Source organism: Paenibacillus sp. JT22N1, assembly GCF_059692155.1.
Map to the genome: position 1 here is coordinate 86872 of NZ_JCAUAW010000002.1, position 17046 is coordinate 103917.

14 protein-coding genes are annotated in these 17046 nt (G+C 45.1%); 4 read left to right on the top strand and 10 right to left on the bottom strand.

What is annotated here, in order from left to right:
• Positions 1-172: 172 nt before the first annotated feature.
• Positions 173-3427, top strand: a complete 3255-nt coding sequence (locus tag AC58UU_RS04215; protein ID WP_497313298.1) for a DEAD/DEAH box helicase — start codon at positions 173-175, stop codon at positions 3425-3427.
• A gap of 86 nt (positions 3428-3513) precedes the next feature.
• On the opposite strand, the gene AC58UU_RS04220 is transcribed toward AC58UU_RS04215, so the two are convergent.
• Positions 3514-5502: a hypothetical protein gene (locus tag AC58UU_RS04220; RefSeq protein WP_497313300.1), complete on the bottom strand. Its 1989-nt coding sequence runs from the start codon at positions 5500-5502 to the stop codon at positions 3514-3516.
• Between the two features lie 206 nt (positions 5503-5708).
• Here AC58UU_RS04220 and greA point away from each other — a divergent pair, with 206 nt between their 5' ends.
• The gene (gene greA, locus AC58UU_RS04225) at positions 5709-6179 is read left to right on the top strand and encodes a transcription elongation factor GreA (RefSeq protein WP_307554649.1); all 471 of its coding nucleotides are present in this window, start codon (positions 5709-5711) and stop codon (positions 6177-6179) included.
• 90 nt (positions 6180-6269) lie between these two features.
• Here greA and murI read toward each other — a convergent pair whose 3' ends face one another.
• The 9 genes from murI to AC58UU_RS04270 all read right to left on the bottom strand — a co-directional run bounded on the left by murI (position 6270) and on the right by AC58UU_RS04270 (position 15080).
• A complete protein-coding gene (murI, locus tag AC58UU_RS04230; protein WP_497313302.1) occupies positions 6270-7046 on the bottom strand; it encodes a glutamate racemase in 777 nt (258 codons plus the stop codon).
• A gap of 30 nt (positions 7047-7076) precedes the next feature.
• Positions 7077-7859, bottom strand: a complete 783-nt coding sequence (locus tag AC58UU_RS04235; RefSeq protein WP_497313980.1) for a Cof-type HAD-IIB family hydrolase — start codon at positions 7857-7859, stop codon at positions 7077-7079.
• Positions 7860-7976: 117 nt separating this feature from the next.
• The gene (locus tag AC58UU_RS04240) at positions 7977-8507 is read right to left on the bottom strand and encodes an ATP-dependent Clp protease proteolytic subunit (protein WP_497313304.1); all 531 of its coding nucleotides are present in this window, start codon (positions 8505-8507) and stop codon (positions 7977-7979) included.
• Between the two features lie 171 nt (positions 8508-8678).
• Positions 8679-10706: a methyl-accepting chemotaxis protein gene (locus tag AC58UU_RS04245; RefSeq protein ID WP_497313306.1), complete on the bottom strand. Its 2028-nt coding sequence runs from the start codon at positions 10704-10706 to the stop codon at positions 8679-8681.
• 173 nt (positions 10707-10879) lie between these two features.
• On the bottom strand, positions 10880-12274 hold the full coding sequence (locus AC58UU_RS04250) for a sensor histidine kinase (RefSeq protein WP_497313982.1): 1395 nt from the start codon (positions 12272-12274) through the stop codon (positions 10880-10882).
• Positions 12229-12879 carry an MASE4 domain-containing protein gene (locus AC58UU_RS04255; RefSeq protein ID WP_497313308.1) on the bottom strand — a complete coding sequence of 217 codons (651 nt, stop codon included), beginning with the start codon at positions 12877-12879 and terminating at the stop codon, positions 12229-12231. The genes AC58UU_RS04250 and AC58UU_RS04255 overlap by 46 nt, the downstream gene beginning before the upstream one ends.
• 118 nt (positions 12880-12997) lie before the next feature.
• Positions 12998-13315: an MGMT family protein gene (locus AC58UU_RS04260; protein ID WP_497313310.1), complete on the bottom strand. Its 318-nt coding sequence runs from the start codon at positions 13313-13315 to the stop codon at positions 12998-13000.
• The gene (locus AC58UU_RS04265; protein ID WP_497313312.1) at positions 13312-14391 is read right to left on the bottom strand and encodes a lactonase family protein; all 1080 of its coding nucleotides are present in this window, start codon (positions 14389-14391) and stop codon (positions 13312-13314) included. The genes AC58UU_RS04260 and AC58UU_RS04265 overlap by 4 nt, the downstream gene beginning before the upstream one ends.
• Before the next feature lie 77 nt (positions 14392-14468).
• The gene (locus AC58UU_RS04270; protein WP_497313314.1) at positions 14469-15080 is read right to left on the bottom strand and encodes a TetR/AcrR family transcriptional regulator; all 612 of its coding nucleotides are present in this window, start codon (positions 15078-15080) and stop codon (positions 14469-14471) included.
• Positions 15081-15227: 147 nt separating this feature from the next.
• On the opposite strand from AC58UU_RS04270, the gene AC58UU_RS04275 reads away from it, so the two are divergent.
• A complete protein-coding gene (locus AC58UU_RS04275; protein ID WP_497313316.1) occupies positions 15228-16118 on the top strand; it encodes an ABC transporter ATP-binding protein in 891 nt (296 codons plus the stop codon).
• Entirely contained in the window at positions 16115-16927 is an 813-nt protein-coding gene (locus AC58UU_RS04280) for an ABC transporter permease subunit (RefSeq protein WP_497313318.1), read from the top strand. The genes AC58UU_RS04275 and AC58UU_RS04280 overlap by 4 nt, the downstream gene beginning before the upstream one ends.
• The last annotated feature ends 119 nt before the right edge of the window (positions 16928-17046 follow it).

Below are 17046 nucleotides of genomic sequence, written 5' to 3' on the forward strand. Positions count from 1 at the left end.
CACGCATCAAAACGTTTGGTAATATAGGGAAGAAATCAATAGAATTAGGATCGTAGGGGACGCGTCCTCTTTGATTAGAGCTTGTTTTTCACGAGAACGAATGTTTGCTATAATGAATTCAACCAATAACAATTCTGGAACATATATATTTTCAAAAGGAAGGATCAAGGTAATGAGCTTTCAGCTGACAGATGGGATCATTAGGTTGTTGTGCGGCCGGTTTTCTTATGAAAAAGGAGAAGCCTACTACCATGAAAGACAAGTGACTTTCCTAAATGAAGATCCTGAAACACCACTCTATGAAGCCACGGTCGAAGGATATAACGGCACCTACCTAGTAACCGTTGAAGATGATACAAACGGGGATGTTATTGCCCATTGCACCTGTCCTGCGTATGATCCGGACGATAAATACTGCGAACATATCGCTGCCGTGCTGCTGAATATTCATGCTATTCAGCAAGTATCTCGAGTCGTCGGTACAATTGCCCGGCCTATTGGACATTCAGAGGGAGATCGTAGGTTGACGAGCCATATACTGGATTTGTTCGGGAACAAACCGCAGCGTCCAAGCCGTTCACAACCTCTTTTCGATACAAGAGATGAACTAGAACTGGAGTTTACCTGCAAACCATTCCAATACGGCTACCGGAAGTTCATGTTCGGGATTGAGATGAAGGTCGGTCCTAAACGACTGTATATCGTCCAAAGATTAAGAGAATTTCTTGATCATATTGAGCGGAGAGAAGCCTATGCATTTTCAAAGCATTTCACCTACGACCCTAAGCTCCATAGTTTTCAAAAAGAAGATGATGCGGTCATTCGGCAGCTCATCGAAATTTATCGCAATGAGCAGATGTACCTTGAGACTTCAACTACGTACTCCGTTCGTGCGAATCATTTGAGTGGTGATCGGATGCTTCTTATCCCTCCTTTCTCATGGACAACCTTTCTTCCCGCGCTTACCGAGGCTAAGTCCGTAAAACTTGAGCAGAATGACCGCACATTCGATGGAATACGTGTATCCGATGAACCCATCCCGCTCCACTTTGAGTTCGACCAAACAGAGGCCGAAGACTTCCAATTGGATGTCAAAGGTCTGGACAAGATTACGGTTATGGAATCGTATGGGGTTGTCCTTTCTGAAGGAAAGCTGCTGCACATCCAGGCTGAACCGTGCAAGCGCCTTTCGGAGCTAAAGCAAATGCTCGAAAACTCCAGCAAGCACCAAATTCAGATTCCGCCCGCACAAATGGAACCTTTTATGGAAAAAGTGATTCCTGGCCTGATGAAGCTAGGCAGTGTCCATATCGCTGGGGCCATTTCTGACCGTATTATGCGAACGCCGTTAAAAGCTAAGTTGTTTTTGGACCGAGTGAAAGATCGACTGCTTGCCGGCTTGGAGTTTCAATACGGCGATATTATCATTAACCCACTAGAAGGCAATGAACAGAGGCGCGGAACCGACCGCATTCTAATGCGAGACGGAGATCAGGAGCGACGAATTCTAGAGCTTATGGAGCAAAGTCCCTTCGCTAAGACGGAGGGGGGATATTTCATGGATAGCGAAGACGAGGAATACGAATTTCTGTACCACGTCGTTCCGCAATTGGAGAAGCTGGTGACTGTTTATGCCACGTCTGCCGTGAAAACAAGACTTCTAACCGGACATGTCCCGAAGGTCAAGGTTGATGTGGATGAACGTACAGATTGGCTGGAATTCAAGTTCGATATGGAAGGTATTCCTGAATCGGAAATCCGCAAGCTGTTGAAATCCCTTGGGGAGAAGCGCAAATACCACCGGCTGCCGGATGGAGCTTTATTGCCGCTCGAGAGCGTGGAGTTTCAGGAAATTGTCCGCGTCATGAACGAAATGGGCATTACCAAGGAGGACGTGAAGGCAGCAGAAATCCGCCTCCCCTTAGTCCGCGGGCTCATCTTGATGGACTCTGAGAGGCAAGGAAATACCGTTAAGCTGGGTAGAACATTCCGCCAGTTACTAGAAAACATGCGGAATCCGGATAATCTGGATTTCACTGTGCCGGCCAGTCTGGAACCTGTTCTTCGGGATTACCAGAAGTATGGATTCCAATGGCTGAAGACGCTGGCCCAGTATAGTTTCGGCGGCATCTTGGCAGACGATATGGGCCTTGGAAAGACCATACAAAGTATCGCTTTTATTGTCTCTGTGCTGCCCGAGATCAGAAAACAGGCGCTGCCGGCGATCATTGTTGCTCCCGCTTCTCTCGTCTACAATTGGCTCAATGAGCTGAAGAAATTCGCGCCAGAGATTCGGGCCTCCATTGCCGATGGGAGCAGAGAAGAGCGCAGCAAGATTCTGAAACATGCGTCACAAGTGGATGTCCTCATAACCTCATATCCGCTTTTGCGTAGGGATATCGACCTGTACACGGAGCAATCGTTCCATACACTTATTTTGGATGAGGCGCAGGTGTTCAAGAACCACACTACGCAGACGGCCCAGGCGGTGAAGGCGATTCAGGCCCAATACCGTTTTGCCCTTACTGGAACTCCAGTGGAGAACAGGCTTGAGGAACTATGGTCCATCTTTGACGCGGTGTTCCCTCAATTGTTCTCCGGGAGAAGAGCATTCAATGACTTATCACGTGAAAGTGTAGCCAAGCGGGTACGGCCGTTTCTGCTGCGAAGGTTGAAGACCGACGTTCTGAAGGAACTGCCGGAGAAGATCGAGTCGCTGCAAGCTTCCGAGCTGCTGCCAGAGCAGAAGAAGCTGTATGTTGCCTATTTGGCCGAATTACAACAGGAAACACTGAAGCATCTGAACAAAGACAGCTTTAATAAACATCGAATCAAAATTCTGGCAGGCTTGACCCGACTTCGCCAGCTGTGCTGCCACCCTTCTCTGTTCGTCGAAGATTATGCCGGAAGCTCGGCCAAATTTGAGCAGCTCATGCAGATTATCGAAGAATGCAGAAGCGCCGGCAAGCGGGTGCTGATATTCTCGCAATTTACAGCGATGCTGGGCATGATCGGGCGTGACTTAGGCTATCAAGGGGTGCCGTATTTCTACTTAGACGGTAAAACCCCAACTGCTGAACGTGTAGAGCTGTGCAACAAATTTAATGAAGGCGAGCGAGACCTGTTCCTCATCTCATTAAAAGCTGGCGGTACTGGACTAAACCTTACCGGAGCCGACACCGTTATCCTTTACGACCTATGGTGGAACCCTGCTGTGGAACAGCAAGCAGCAGACCGTGCACATCGTATCGGGCAGAAAAAGGTCGTGCAGGTGATCCGTCTTGTTGCGCAAGGTACCGTGGAAGATAAAATGTATGAACTCCAACAGAAAAAGAAGAACCTGATTGATGAAGTGATTCAGCCGGGCCAAGAGGCATTGTCCGCCTTGACGGAGCAAGAGATTCGGGAGATTTTGATGATAGGATGATTAAAAGACAAAAAGAAGGGCTATCCCAAGGTCATTGTAAAATGATGGAGGAAGCCCTTCTTTCGTTTATTCATAATGTGATAGGTTTACTTAGCTACTATTTCAACGCTCTTCTTCCAAATGATCCTTTCACCGATACGTATAACAACATTCACATGGTGAGTCCCGGCTGCCAGCGGTCGAGACGCTTTCAAGCTAAACAAAGCAACTGACGAATCACTAGCATCTGGCTTGTTAACGATCCCTTCCGTTTTGGAAACATGTGCGACTCCACCTTGATCTCCGTTCTCCTCAATGACCATTTGAAGCGGCAGCTGCCCAGACTTATAATCTTCCAGACTGGTCCAATCATAGACAAATGCTTGCAATTCTAACTGCCCCTTCTCCGCGCGGGTCTGGAATTCTCCTGACTTCACGTTATAATTCTTCTCAAACAAACTGTATTCTTTCCCAGCAAATACCTGAGTTAATCCAAAAAGGGCTTGAACGTCTTTCAAATTAAGATACCAACTATCGCGGGAATGACGCGGTATCTCTGCCAATTGAACACTTTTATCCTTAGTACCGTGCCAATTCACCGACGCATTGCCCAAATCAGTCTGCAGCACAAAGGAATATTCTCCCTTGCTCAATGAGATTGCATTCGTATTCGGTACTTTTTCAACTTTGTATTGAAAATGTTCGGCAAGCTGGATGACATCCAAATAAGTTTGACTATTTTCCGTATATCCAATCCGCTGACCATTGTAAAGCTGTAATCCATCCTTCGCGGCAGGGGCAATTCCTAAACTATTCGTGTTTGTTTTTGAAATATGAGATACCGTTTGTGTATCTTCATCCCATATCGTATCTTGCAAGCTATCCCAGTACGGAATCCATCCAGACCGCCCATCCACATGAGCTTTCAGCCAAATGGGGCCGCTATTGGGTGAATTCCAAACCTCGGTAACCTCCACTGTTTGATCACGCAGCAGTAGTGTCGATGAGCTGAACGGAGTTTCCGGATAGCGCTGCAGCTCCTTTGGATCCTTTACTAAGACTTTCCAATGAACCGGTATCGCTGCTTCAGGCTCGCCTACATTTTTGTTTATCCATCCTGTGCCTTTGGATGAACGTACATGGTACCAAGTACTGTTGTACCAAATCGGATAAGGACCTCTCCCCGTCCATAATCGCTCTTCGATTTTCTCAAAAGCAGTAACCTTTTCACCTGCTAGAACGGCATCTTCCTTCTTCAGTCCATCCCATACATCATGAATTAGCGGCTTTTCTCGCACGATATTTATGGTTTCATTCGTACTAAGGATCGGGACTCCCTTTTCGCGTGTCCACGTGGTCCCTTGATCCGTTTGAACTTCGAATGCACGATCATAGATCGTTGTGAACTCCCTTGCGATCATGTAATCGCCTGCCTTGGAGTTTGACCAATCTTGCTTCTGCTCGCCAATCCCCATAGCCGTTCCAAGATCACTATTGGATGGTAGCCCATAATAATGCGCTTTTCGCTGCACCCTATGTACAGTACCTATTTGATTGACGGGTATATGCGCCCAGAGATCACCTAACCAGGTGGTGTGCACCTTGATCCAAGCTTTACTGCTGGGATTGTTCGTATAGAACCATTGTTTTTCGGCCGCAACTACCTCAACCTCTTGTGCGGATAATGAGGCTGCAGGTCCGCCTTTGGTGCTTTGACTGCGATATAGCGGAGTTTCTTCCAGAAGCGTAATTCGATTTGGTGGCTTCATGTCAACTTCCCATGGATTTGGCCTAATCCACCGCGGCCCGAACATCGTTTCAATCTTCCAGGTGGATAAACCAGTCGACCATGAGCTTTCTACAGTGAGGACATTTACCTCCTGAGGGGCAAAAGTACCTTCCGGCGCATCATCGGGCTGATTAGGATCTGCATAATAGGGCGTCTCCGCCAAAAGCTCAATCGTGGCAGGGAATCTAATTCCTTCAGGCGCGTAGGATCCTCCATAAATAGGTTCAGCTTTCGTCTGATGCGGCAAACTGCCCAATCCTAGTCCTGCAGCTAGGATCGTGATAGCGAAGATCTTCATTTTAATCATCTGGAACAATCACATCCTGACTTGAATAAATTAGGTAAAACTTACCATTTATTAGACGCCAGTCATAGCCATAAAGTTGCTTATATCCAGCCAAGCTTATGAAAAAGAGATCAAGTTAGACAGTTCTCCTTGTCTTACTTACTTTACTTGCCTCAGTTACTTTAGTAGTATATCTAGTATCGAATGAATGAGGAGCTGCAAAAAATATGTCCAATGATGAAATTATTCTAACTCCAGAAGGATTACGTAGTTTAGAATTAGAGCTTGAAGATCTCAAAACCGTCAAACGCAAAGAACTAGCCAGCCGTATTAAAACAGCGATTAGCTATGGTGATCTCAAGGAAAACAGTGAGTACCATTCCGCCAAAAATGACCAGTCTTTTATGGAAACCAGAATATTGACAATTGAAAGAATGCTGAAAAAGGCTAAAGTTGTAAAGAATATCGGCACATCCAAAGTTCAAGTTGGCTCTACCGTTATTCTCAATGATGTGGAATTTGCTGAGAAAATTGAGTATAAAATCGTCGGTTCGCAGGAAGCCGATGTGAATGAAAATAAAATTTCCTACGAAAGTCCACTTGGCGTTTCCCTCATGGGTAAATCGGTTGGCGATGTGATTAGTGTTAATGCACCAATGGGTGTCATTAGCTATGAGCTGCTTGAAATCAGAGCGTAACTTGACGCAATCCTTCTACTAAACATAATAAAAGGCATTGTCATGCAGCGACGGCTGCACGGCAATGCCTTTTTGACTTGTTCTCAAACCTTAATCAGCAATAGCTTGAATGATTTCCAAGGCTTTTTCCATCTTCTGAATATAAGCTGTCTCATTGCTGGAACACATGAATTTGATGTTGGACTGTCCCTCGCCAAGTAATTGGTTTCGGTCACTAAGCAGTTGTATCAACCGATTCACAGTACCCGAGCTTCCATCAACAATTTGGATATGACTTGGCAGGATTTTTCTTAGAACTCCCCTATAAAAGGGATAATGTGTGCATCCTAGAACAACAGTCCCATACATCTTCAGGTCGAAGGGCTCCAGCTTGGCATGAAAATAATCAATGATTTGTTGACTCTCCACATTTAACTGTTCACAGAATTCAACCAATTCCGGCAGCGGCACCGAATCCACCATACCCATATCATCCATACGAGAAACTAACTCTCTATATTTCGATTGCTTGAGCGTTAAAGGCGTAGCGAAAACGAGCACTCTTTTACCAGATGAACGATTCATTTCAAGTGCTGGTTTTACCGCGGGTTCCATGCCGATAATCGGGATCTCATAGGTTTTTCGTAATTCTGCAATGGCTATACTAGTTGCTGTGTTGCAAGCAATGACGAGCGCTTTGACCTCTTCTTTGATAATCATGTCAACGGATTTTTTGACAAAAGCAAGAACCTCGTCCTTCGATTTCGTCCCGTAGGGAACATGAAGGGTATCCGCAAAATATAGAAAATCTTCATGAGGCAGTTGCTTCATGGCTTCGTGTAAGACCGTAATACCGCCTATCCCTGAATCAAAAAAAGCTATTCTCATTATCTTCACCCTGTATGTATTGATTCTTTTCTACAGCAATCCTGCTGTAATAAGTCCGTTTCGAATGCCATCTTCATCCACATGTGTCGTTACATGATCAGCATAAGGTAGTAAGTCTTTGTGGGAGTTCCCCATCGCGATACCAAATCCGACATACGAAAGCATCTCCATATCATTTAACCCGTCCCCGAAAGCCACGGCATCTTCCGGTTTCAATCCAACAAGCTCTAAAAGCGCGGCAATCCCTTGAGCTTTCGAACCACCTGCTGGTAATACGTCTATCGCATGCTGGTGCCAGCGAATCAACTTAAATTCCGATTGTAATTCCTCGTACAAATGCTCATCCGTGTCTTCAATATGCAAGAAGATTTGATAAATATCGTTGGTTTTCCAGAAATCCGGGTCATACGCCGGCAAATCAACCTTCAATGAAGAAATAGATCCTACAACAAAAGGATGGTCGTCATCAGTATCCGTGAAGAAGTTGTGCTCCCCTTCGAATACGAGGGAATGCTTATGCTTAGCCGCCAATTTCACCAGCGCTTCTATGCTGCTCTTTGCGATAATCCGTCTGTAGAGCGGTTCACCACGATAAACGGCATAGCCGCCGTTCAAACATACATAGGAATCGATCCCAAGCTGCTCAGCCAAGGGCTTGATGAAGTAGGGAGCTCGTCCTGTTGCAATAACCGGTTCGATCCCCTGCTGCTTTAATTGTTGAATAGCAATGATCGTACTGGCAGGAACTTGTTTTTCTTCGTTAACTAATGTGCCGTCAATATCAAAAAATACAATTTTATACACGGTATGGATCTCCTTTTCATTAGGGGGCAGCACGGCTGCTCCTCTTCTCTCTATCTCTCAATTAAACACCAAAAGCAAAGAAAAAACAAAGAAAAAGAGAATCCCTCAGGCTCCTCTCCGCCATGCCTATACAATTCCATCAATAATCCCAAATGATAAGGCCTCATCTGGACTTAGATACCAATTGCGTTGATGCTCCTGAACACGATGCAGCTCGTCTGTATGCAGCTTCGTTTTGGATAAGATGTAGTCATCATAAATGTTTTGCAGCCTTTGCGTTTCATCCACACGATTCTTCAAGTGTTCCAAATGACCGTCGATATGTGTAGATACAGAATGATACATGAATGTACTAAGTCGGCCAGCGTACCTCTTATGACCACTAACAGCGATTAGTAAACTCATGCTAGCAGCAAGTCCATACACGTATGTATGCACCGGCGTCTTACTGTTATCAATCACATTGATCAATCCTAAACCATCATAGACACTACCCCCATTACTATTAATAATTAAGTCGATGGGCAGACGCTTGAAGTCTTTTTCTTTCTTATCTTTGTCATCATCATATTGATTAATTCTCATGATTTGCTCGACAATGGTTTTCACAGAGCTTTTATTAATGCCATCGAATAGATATAAGGTCCTGTCATTCATAGCATGCCTCCTGTCCGCATGGCCTACTGATACGTTAGTCTATTCTCGTTTTACAGACTTTGTAACTCTTTTTCCTTTCTTTTCTGGATTTTTGGGCAAAAACAAAAAGGCCAACCCGTTGGTTGACCTCCTAAATCCCATTTGGCATGCTTGTATCAAATGTTGAAAATATTAACGAGTTTTGAATCTAGCAAGCGATTCTTGCAGCTCTTGCGCCATATTGCTTAAATCTTCTGCTGAGGCAGATATTTCCTCCATGGTCGCGTGCTGCTTCTTCGACCCTTCAGAAATGCCTTGTCCGTGGTCATAAGAGGCTTTGGTCATGTGCACAATTTCACTCATGGAAGCCGTTACTTCCTCAGTTCCAGCCGACATTTCTTGAGATGCTGCCGATACTTCCTGGATTTGGTCGGAAATTTCTTGGAACGTCGAGGTAACACGGTTAAAGACCTGCCCTGCTGCATCAATAAGCTCGGAACCTTTCTCTACGTCCAGCACACCTTTATTCATTGCTTGTACAGCTCTTGACGTCGAAGACTGCACTTCCCGAATCAAACTCGAAATATCTGCTGCAGAGGATGACGACTGTTCCGCCAGCTTCTTGACTTCGTTCGCCACCACCGCAAAGCCGCGTCCTTGTTCGCCAGCGCGTGCTGCCTCAATCGAAGCATTGAGTGAGAGAAGTTGGGTTTGGCTTGTAATTTCAGTAATAACCGACACAATTTCACCGATTTTTTGTGAGTACGATTCAAGTGCTCTCATATCATCCGCAGATTTCCCGACGGATTCATTAATGAACTTCATTTGTTCAACAGCCTGATTGATCGCAACGCGTCCTTGCTGAACTTCTTGTAGTGAAGCATGTGATGCTTCTGTCACGACCGACGAAGATTCTGCAATCCGTTGTACCCCAATAGCCATTTCCCCCATTGCGGTAGATGTCTGCTCCGCTCCTTGCAGTTGTCCTTTACTCGCATTGAACACTTCTTGAATCGATTCGGCGATCGTAGTGGAAATGTCGACCGATTCCGCAGCGCAAGCCGTAAGCTCCTCCGACGAAGCGCCTAACTGTTCCGCGGTGTATCTAGCCTTTCCGACAATGTCTGAGAAAGAATCGAGCATAAGATTCATGTTATCGGCAAGCTGTCCGAGCTCGTCACTTCGCTTGATAGCAAGACGTGGAGTTAAATCGCCCTCAGCCATCTTCTTCACTGCTTCCGTAATAGCAATAACTGGTTTCGTTGTTTTCGTCGAGACAATCAGTGCGAAAGCTGCTACTACGATAGTCGTAATCACAGTCAGCCATATCGATACTTGATTTGCTGTTTTTACCGAGCTAAATACTTCCTCATTCACTAAATTCGTAATCAAGCGCCAACCAGTTGACGGGATTGTATCAAAGCTAATTTCTGCAGCGACCCCATTCTCGCGAGTAAATTGAAACGTTCCTTTCTCATCTTTCAAAACAATATCTTTAAACTTAGCTGCTTCCGAAGGCGTAAATACATCCTCCATTTTTTTGCCCACTTTACCTGCGTCAGGATGGGTTAAGAGCATTCCGGAAGGAGACATTAAGTAACCGTATCCTGTCTCCCCTATTTTTATCGTCTTTGTGTAGACGGTAAGATTATCCGTTGTTAGTGGACAGAATAATCCACCAATATAGTTTTGCTTATCATCAAGCAGCGGGACAAATACAATGATGACATTTTTACCCGAAGCTTTACTGACGAGCAAATCACTACTCACAGGCAGCTTCGTCTGCTTGGCTTGCTTAACGTAATCGCGTTCGCCAATTGGAATCTTTTGACCGGCTGAAGTAAGCGCAGTATCGTCTTTATTTGCATAAACATACTGTTCAACTTCTTTGTTGGCTAGTTCAAATTTCTTAAGCGTCTTCATAATTTCCTGTTCATTACCACTCTTGAACTCGTCAAACTTTTGCATTTCTTTCAAAATCGCTATGTGCCGCTGGATGGAATAATCAATTGCTGTTACATTGGCTTTAACGACACTCTCTTCCTTGGAGTGAACTTCACCTGTCACGACACTCTTCAAATAGTAAGAAGAAAAAATAATACTAAACAGCATCGGTACTAACGCAATAACAAGAAACATGGTTGTCATTCTTGCTTTAAACGACTTAAATGATAGCTTTCTTACCCATCCTTTTACATTTGCTGTTCTCTGTGGCTTCATTCCTTATGACTCCTCCATTTGATCAATAATCTTTCATGTGAATTCGATATATTTTGACAAATTCCTTTATATTTCGACATTAGGTAGGAGCAGTATTCAAGTACTACTAAAATGAAAAAAAGCATGTCAATCCGCGAGGTTTCCACGGTTTGATCATGCTCTTTTTTACCCGACTAATCTGCATCTATTTCAACTAACTGCACAATAAAGATTGAGCCTTTGCCCAACTCCGTATCAACAACCACTTTCCCATGATGTGCTTCAATGATTTCCTTGACAATAGATAAGCCAAGACCCGTTCCTCCGATTTTCCTGCGATCCGAATTATCGACACGGTAAAACCTTGTAAACAATTTGTCCAAAGCATCGGCTGGAATGCCAAGACCATAATCTTGTATCTTGATTAACACTTTTCCATTATCGGTTTCAACATAAACATCAATTTTCGTCGCACCCGGCGAATACTTAATCGCATTGGAGATCAAATTATGGAACACTTGCTTTAAACGGTCTTCATCCCCTTGGACAAATATGGGCTCAGCTGCTGCATGCAGCTCAGCTTCATGATTGTCTTTCCCCTGCCACTGCTCAACGATTTCGCGGAGTAGTAGAACAGCATCTAAAGATTGGAAATGAAATTCTTGCCGCCCCGAATCCAAGCGCTGCAAATCAAGAAAATCGTTAATCAAATTAGATAACCGTAAGGATTCCTTATGAATCGTCTCAATATATTTAGCACGCTTCTCTTCTGTCACAGCACGTGTTGCCAGGATTTCAATAAAACCGACAATCGAGGATAATGGTGTCCGAATTTCGTGAGAAATAATGCTGACGAACTCATTTTTTAACTCATCAATTCGCTCTTCCTCAGTACGATCTCTGAATCCGACTAGATGTCCCCTGAGCGTCCCTTCCATTTCACCTGAAATTGGATTGACATAGCATTCGTAGTGCCTTGTTTCGCCTTTCGAAGTTAACCTAGATATTCGCTTACGAAAAGGCGGGATGGTTTGTTCGAAATAAGCGTCGATGACCTCATCAAAAGCAGCATCTACGGTTTTCATTCCTAGACAATAGCTAGACATTCGTTCTCCACTTTCGAGTGGACGTTCAAAGAAATGTTCCACGCGGCGATTCGCAAAGATGACCCGTCCTTCTATATCACACATGATAATGGCTTCATGGCTGGATTCAAGCATTCGCTCAATAATGTCGCTCTGTTCCGAAATTTTCCTCTCAGCCAGCTGGCTTTCACCAAGCAGCACCTTATAATTATATTCACTGTCCTTCACTTGCTGGAAGAGCTCCGTCATTCTCAGATACATTTTGGTAAACTCATAAATCATTCCCGCAAGCACAATATTTGCACATACAAAGCTGTTCCACCTAGCCACATACCATCCCACACTGAAGCGCCCGCCGCCACAAAGAATGATCGCCACATCAAGCATTGAAGCCAATATGGCTACACATAGCCAAGTCGAAGTGACCGTACTCGCTTTGGTTCTTTTATAGTAGACAATTAATGTAAGTAAAGTAATGATGACATCGGCAGCCCAAGACCATATAGAAACAAAGGCGTTAGCTTACCTTGAGACAACACGATTGGCAGTTGATTTTTGAAATGCGTCGTGATGTAAGTTAATCCTGTGATTAGTAAAACGACACCTATCAAGGTGTACAGACCTAATCTCCTAGTCTTACTTGCACTATAATTAACATTCGCATATTTCGATTCAATCATCATATAGAGGGTAATCGCTAGAGGAAATCCTGCGTGCAAGATCACGTAGAGCCAAGCCGAAGTTTGTGTTCCTGCATGGAACAAGCCATTTTCAGCGAAAACACGAGGGAACGTGAGGATATAGACCAAACTCATACCACCGGAGTACAGATACAATGCAAACAGGACGAGTACCGCCGGTGAACGATTGATTTTGAATTGACTATAAATCACGTAAGCAGTAATTAATTCGAAACAAATAACCGTGGAAAAAATGGCCGGCTGATAGGCCTGCAGTTCAACCAACTGAATCCTTACAAACGGCACAGAAAGCAGTGAAATCAAAGCCACAATAGCCCCAATAATAAAAGCAAACCGCCGCTGTGAAGGATTTGACTTCATCGTTATTAAATTATATATCGTTGCCGGTGAAGCTTGATCCTGATTCATAACAACCTCCGCGAATTGATCTTCCTTCTTACAAGATTCGACAAAGCTTAGGCTCAATTCCTTCTTGCAAAAAGCCTCACTTCTTCCAGTTGCAAGAAGTGAGGCTTTCTATGTACATTCAAGCATCTTCTTCTATTTGATGCTGGTAATGCTCAAGGGAAATATACCGCTGATCCGTGATTATGACTCCTTCAGCCTGCAGCAAAAAACTTTGCATATGAGAACCTTCATCATCCATGATGGCAATCTCTCCCTTTGCATTAATGACTCTGTACCAAGGAAGGCGATGCTTCTTGCTCATTGCATGCAAAATGCGTACGACTTGTCGAGCCGCCCTTGGGCTTCCAGCGAGCCTGGCGATCTGACCATAGGTCATGACTTTGCCCTCGGGGATACTCCGAATGATGTGAATGACTCGCTCCGTGAAAGGTGTCATTCTACACTAGCAAACTTAATGCATACCGGTTTAGACACATTTAGCACACTTCCGGTTGGAACGAGTTTCCCCGATTGAGTGTCACGTGAGAACGATACAATATGATCCGAATCTTTGTTAGCTACCAGCAGAAATTGTCCATCCGGCGATATCGCAAAATTACGTGGATGCTTCCCTAACGTAGGCGTATACTCCACTACTGTTAACTTACCCGTAACTGGATCGATGGCATACACGACAATACTATCATGCCCGCGGTTAGATCCATATAGGAACTTTCCATCTGGTGAAACATGAATGTCCGCGCAGGCATTTTCCCCTTCAAAAGACTCGGGAAGTGTGGAAATCGTCTGGATTTCGGTCAGCTCTCCTCGTTCTTCCTCATAGCTGAATGCCGTAACTGTGGAGCCAAGTTCATTAATAACATAGCCAAAGGCATAGGACGGGTGGAAAGTAAAATGCCGCGGACCTGAACCGGGTGCTACTTGCACTTCATTATGAGGAATAAGCACTTTGGCAGGGATATCGAGCTTGTACATCATAATCCGATCCAAACCTAGATCACAGACTCCCGCATAACGGTTTGTTCGATCCAAGAAAACAGAATGAGCACGCGGTCTATCCTGCACCGATAGTATGCTTGCGCCATGATGTTGCTGGATATCAGCCGTTGTACCTAAACGACCGTCTGCTAACACAGGAGACAAGCCTACCATACCCCCGTGATAACTGGATACCATCACCACTTGGTTCGTATGGTCTAATGTAATGTGGCACGTCGTCGCAGGCAGCGTGATCTCGTTGTTCAGAAACGTTAATTCTCCTGTAGCTGAATCAATATCATAAGAAGATGCCGCCCCGCAGCGCTGCTGATTAGCGTCAACACCCTCTGTTAACGCATATAATTTCCAATTGCTCGCATCCACACTCAAGAACGTCGGGTTTTGCAAACCATTTACTTGATGGGTGATTTCCAAGCTTCCATTCTCTTCATCGTATCGGCAGGTGTATACCCCAGGATTATTCGAATCCGCATATGAACCTATAAAAGCTAACGTTCTTTTCTTCTTTTCCAAAAATGCCACTCCCATTCTTCTGTTATCAATATCAGCATTATCTCAAATCCTCTTCTAAGGAGCAACAAAACTCAAACTTATGTATGAACGATCGATTGAGGCGTGCTGGCGATCCCATAGAAAAACAAATGCACCATTTCCTCGATCAACGTGTCCATATTACCATGTATTCCGGCATACTCCAGCATGGTGTCCGCCTGGCTCGTCAACATTTGCATATACATCATGATAGTGGATGTAGAAAGCGCCCCGGTGATTTCCCCATTTTTCTTGCCGTCTTCAATGAGCTGAATGACAAGTGGAACACCCTTGGCCATATATTCCTCTTTGAGAAAGTGTCCCATTTCCGGATCGTCTTGCCATATCTGCTTCATGACCTGAAGACTAAACGTTCTTGACGATTTCTTCTTCTGGAAAACGATGTACTCGATCTTCTCCTTCAGAGAGTGATCGCCGGAGAGAAACTCCCCAAATTCTTTCAATGCCGTCCTTGCATAATCTTTGAACACTTCCCGAACCAAGGCTTCCTTGCTACCGAAGTAATTGTAGATGGTTACCTGTGATACGCCAGCAGCTTCAGCGATTTCGGCGATCCGCATTTTTCTGGGATCGGACGTTTTCAACATATTCAAGGTCGCGTGCATGATTTTTTCTTTTTTTTGCTGGGCTCTTTTTTCGTAGCCGTTCATTTGAATCACCCGTTTTTTTGGAATAATGAAATTATAGCATAAATATATTTCAAAAGTATTGACGAGGTGAACATTCAGGAGTAACATAAGTTTTGAAATTATAAATAATGAATATTTCATAACTTTCATATTTGGAGGTGGCCGCGCATGTTGACTGTTCAGCAGCTGACCAAAACATTCCCGAACGGAAAAGGGATTTTTGACGTATCGTTTTCGGTCAAAAAAGGAGAGGTGTTTGGATTTCTGGGTCCAAACGGTGCCGGAAAATCCACAACGATTCGGCATATCATGGGATTCATGAAACCGGAGAAAGGCTCAGTGAAGGTTGGCGGATTGGATACTTGGGCTAAACAGGGGACCGTCCAGCGGTATATCGGTTATTTGCCAGGAGAGATCGCGTTTATTGAAGGCATGACCGGGCGAACGTTTCTTGATTTTATGGCGGAAATGCAAGGGTCGAAGCATTCTGCGCGGCGGGAAGAGCTGATCGACCGCTTTCAGTTCGACGTCCGGACTCCTATCCGCAAAATGTCCAAAGGAATGAAGCAGAAGGTCGGCATCGTCGCCGCTTTCATGCATCAGCCGGAGGTAATCATCCTAGATGAACCGACTTCGGGACTAGACCCGCTCATGCAGAAGGTGTTTATCGACCTCGTGCTGGAGGAGAAAGCCCGGGGTACAACATTCCTGATGTCGTCCCACAGCTTTCCCGAGATTGAGCGGACATGCGACCGCGCGGCCATTATTAAGGACGGGGTCATCCTTACCGTCAAAGATATTCACGAGCTGCAGTCGATGCAGCGAAAATTGTTCGAAGTGACGTTCGAACGTGCAGAGGATGCGGAAACATTCGGGCGGACTTCCGGCATAATAGTCGAATCGCGTGAAGGTAATCGAGTGCGGGTGGCTGTGCAGGGAGAGTATGCTCGTTTCCTCTCGGAGACGTCTAAGTACCCTGTCCGAAACTTGGACGTATTCACGCAAAGCCTCGAAGACGTGTTCATGAACTATTACGACCGGAAGGGGACATTACAATGAATTCCGCTCTCTATAAACACATGATGAAGATTCATATCAAAGGGATGATGAACTACGCGTTCGGATCAGCTTTTTATATCCTGCTCATGTTCTGGCTGTTCCCAAGCTTCGCAGGAAATAATGCGGCCTTAGATGAGTTGATCAAGTCCTTGCCGCCCGGCATGACCAATGCGTTCAACTTGGGCAGCGGCTTCGGCACCGTGGAGGGATTCATCTCAGGCGAATATTACGGCCTGCTGCTCGTACTGATCGTTTCGATTTTTTGCATCATGTTCTCCACACAGCTGATGGCGAAGTTGGTTGACCAAGGTTCAATGGCGTATTTGCTCGCGACTCCCACCACTCGCGGGAAAGTGGCGATGACGCAGGCAGCCGTTTTTGTGACTGGTCTTTTGTCCATCATGGCGGTGACGACATTATGCGGGTTTGCGGGGTATGCCCTATTTATAGGGGAATTGAGCGACTTTCACGGAGCGGCATTTCTACGGATGAACTTGGCGGCATTGCTGCTGTTCTTCGCAGTAGGCGGAATCGCCTTCCTCGTCTCTTCTTTAGCCAACGATGAGAAGAAGGCGCTCGGGATTTCGGCCGTGCTGACCTTCGGGTTCTTCAGTCTGGATTTTATCGGCAAATTGAGCGAAAAAATCAATTGGCTGCGCAACCTGACGTACTTCTCGTTATATGATCCGAGTGGCATTATCGGTGGACAGACGGAAACCGCGCTTGCTTGGTCGGTATTGATTGTGATTGGGTTCGTGACCTTTGCGGCGGGAATCGCGCTGTTCCGCAAGCGTGATTTACCTTTGTAAAGCATCGATCCTCCAAAAATGAGGTGGCACAACAGTATCATTTTCCACTTTTCTAGAGTTATTCAATCAAGCTGGTCGTGAAGCATGCGCCGCTTTCATCTATTTTCGTAAGGAGTCAA

Bases quoted from the DNA above. Each gene is read 5' to 3' on its own strand.
- greA (WP_307554649.1), top strand. From the start codon at position 5,709: ATGTCCAATGATGAAATTATTCTAACTCCAGAAGGATTACGTAGTTTA.
- AC58UU_RS04245 (WP_497313306.1), bottom strand. From the start codon at position 10,706: ATGAAGCCACAGAGAACAGCAAATGTAAAAGGATGGGTAAGAAAGCTA.
- AC58UU_RS04220 (WP_497313300.1), bottom strand. From the start codon at position 5,502: ATGATTAAAATGAAGATCTTCGCTATCACGATCCTAGCTGCAGGACTA.
- AC58UU_RS04240 (WP_497313304.1), bottom strand. From the start codon at position 8,507: ATGAATGACAGGACCTTATATCTATTCGATGGCATTAATAAAAGCTCT.
- AC58UU_RS04255 (WP_497313308.1), bottom strand. From the start codon at position 12,879: ATGAATCAGGATCAAGCTTCACCGGCAACGATATATAATTTAATAACG.
- AC58UU_RS04260 (WP_497313310.1), bottom strand. From the start codon at position 13,315: ATGACACCTTTCACGGAGCGAGTCATTCACATCATTCGGAGTATCCCC.
- murI (WP_497313302.1), bottom strand. From the start codon at position 7,046: ATGAGAATAGCTTTTTTTGATTCAGGGATAGGCGGTATTACGGTCTTA.
- AC58UU_RS04270 (WP_497313314.1), bottom strand. From the start codon at position 15,080: ATGAACGGCTACGAAAAAAGAGCCCAGCAAAAAAAAGAAAAAATCATG.
- AC58UU_RS04275 (WP_497313316.1), top strand. From the start codon at position 15,228: ATGTTGACTGTTCAGCAGCTGACCAAAACATTCCCGAACGGAAAAGGG.
- AC58UU_RS04215 (WP_497313298.1), top strand. From the start codon at position 173: ATGAGCTTTCAGCTGACAGATGGGATCATTAGGTTGTTGTGCGGCCGG.
- AC58UU_RS04280 (WP_497313318.1), top strand. From the start codon at position 16,115: ATGAATTCCGCTCTCTATAAACACATGATGAAGATTCATATCAAAGGG.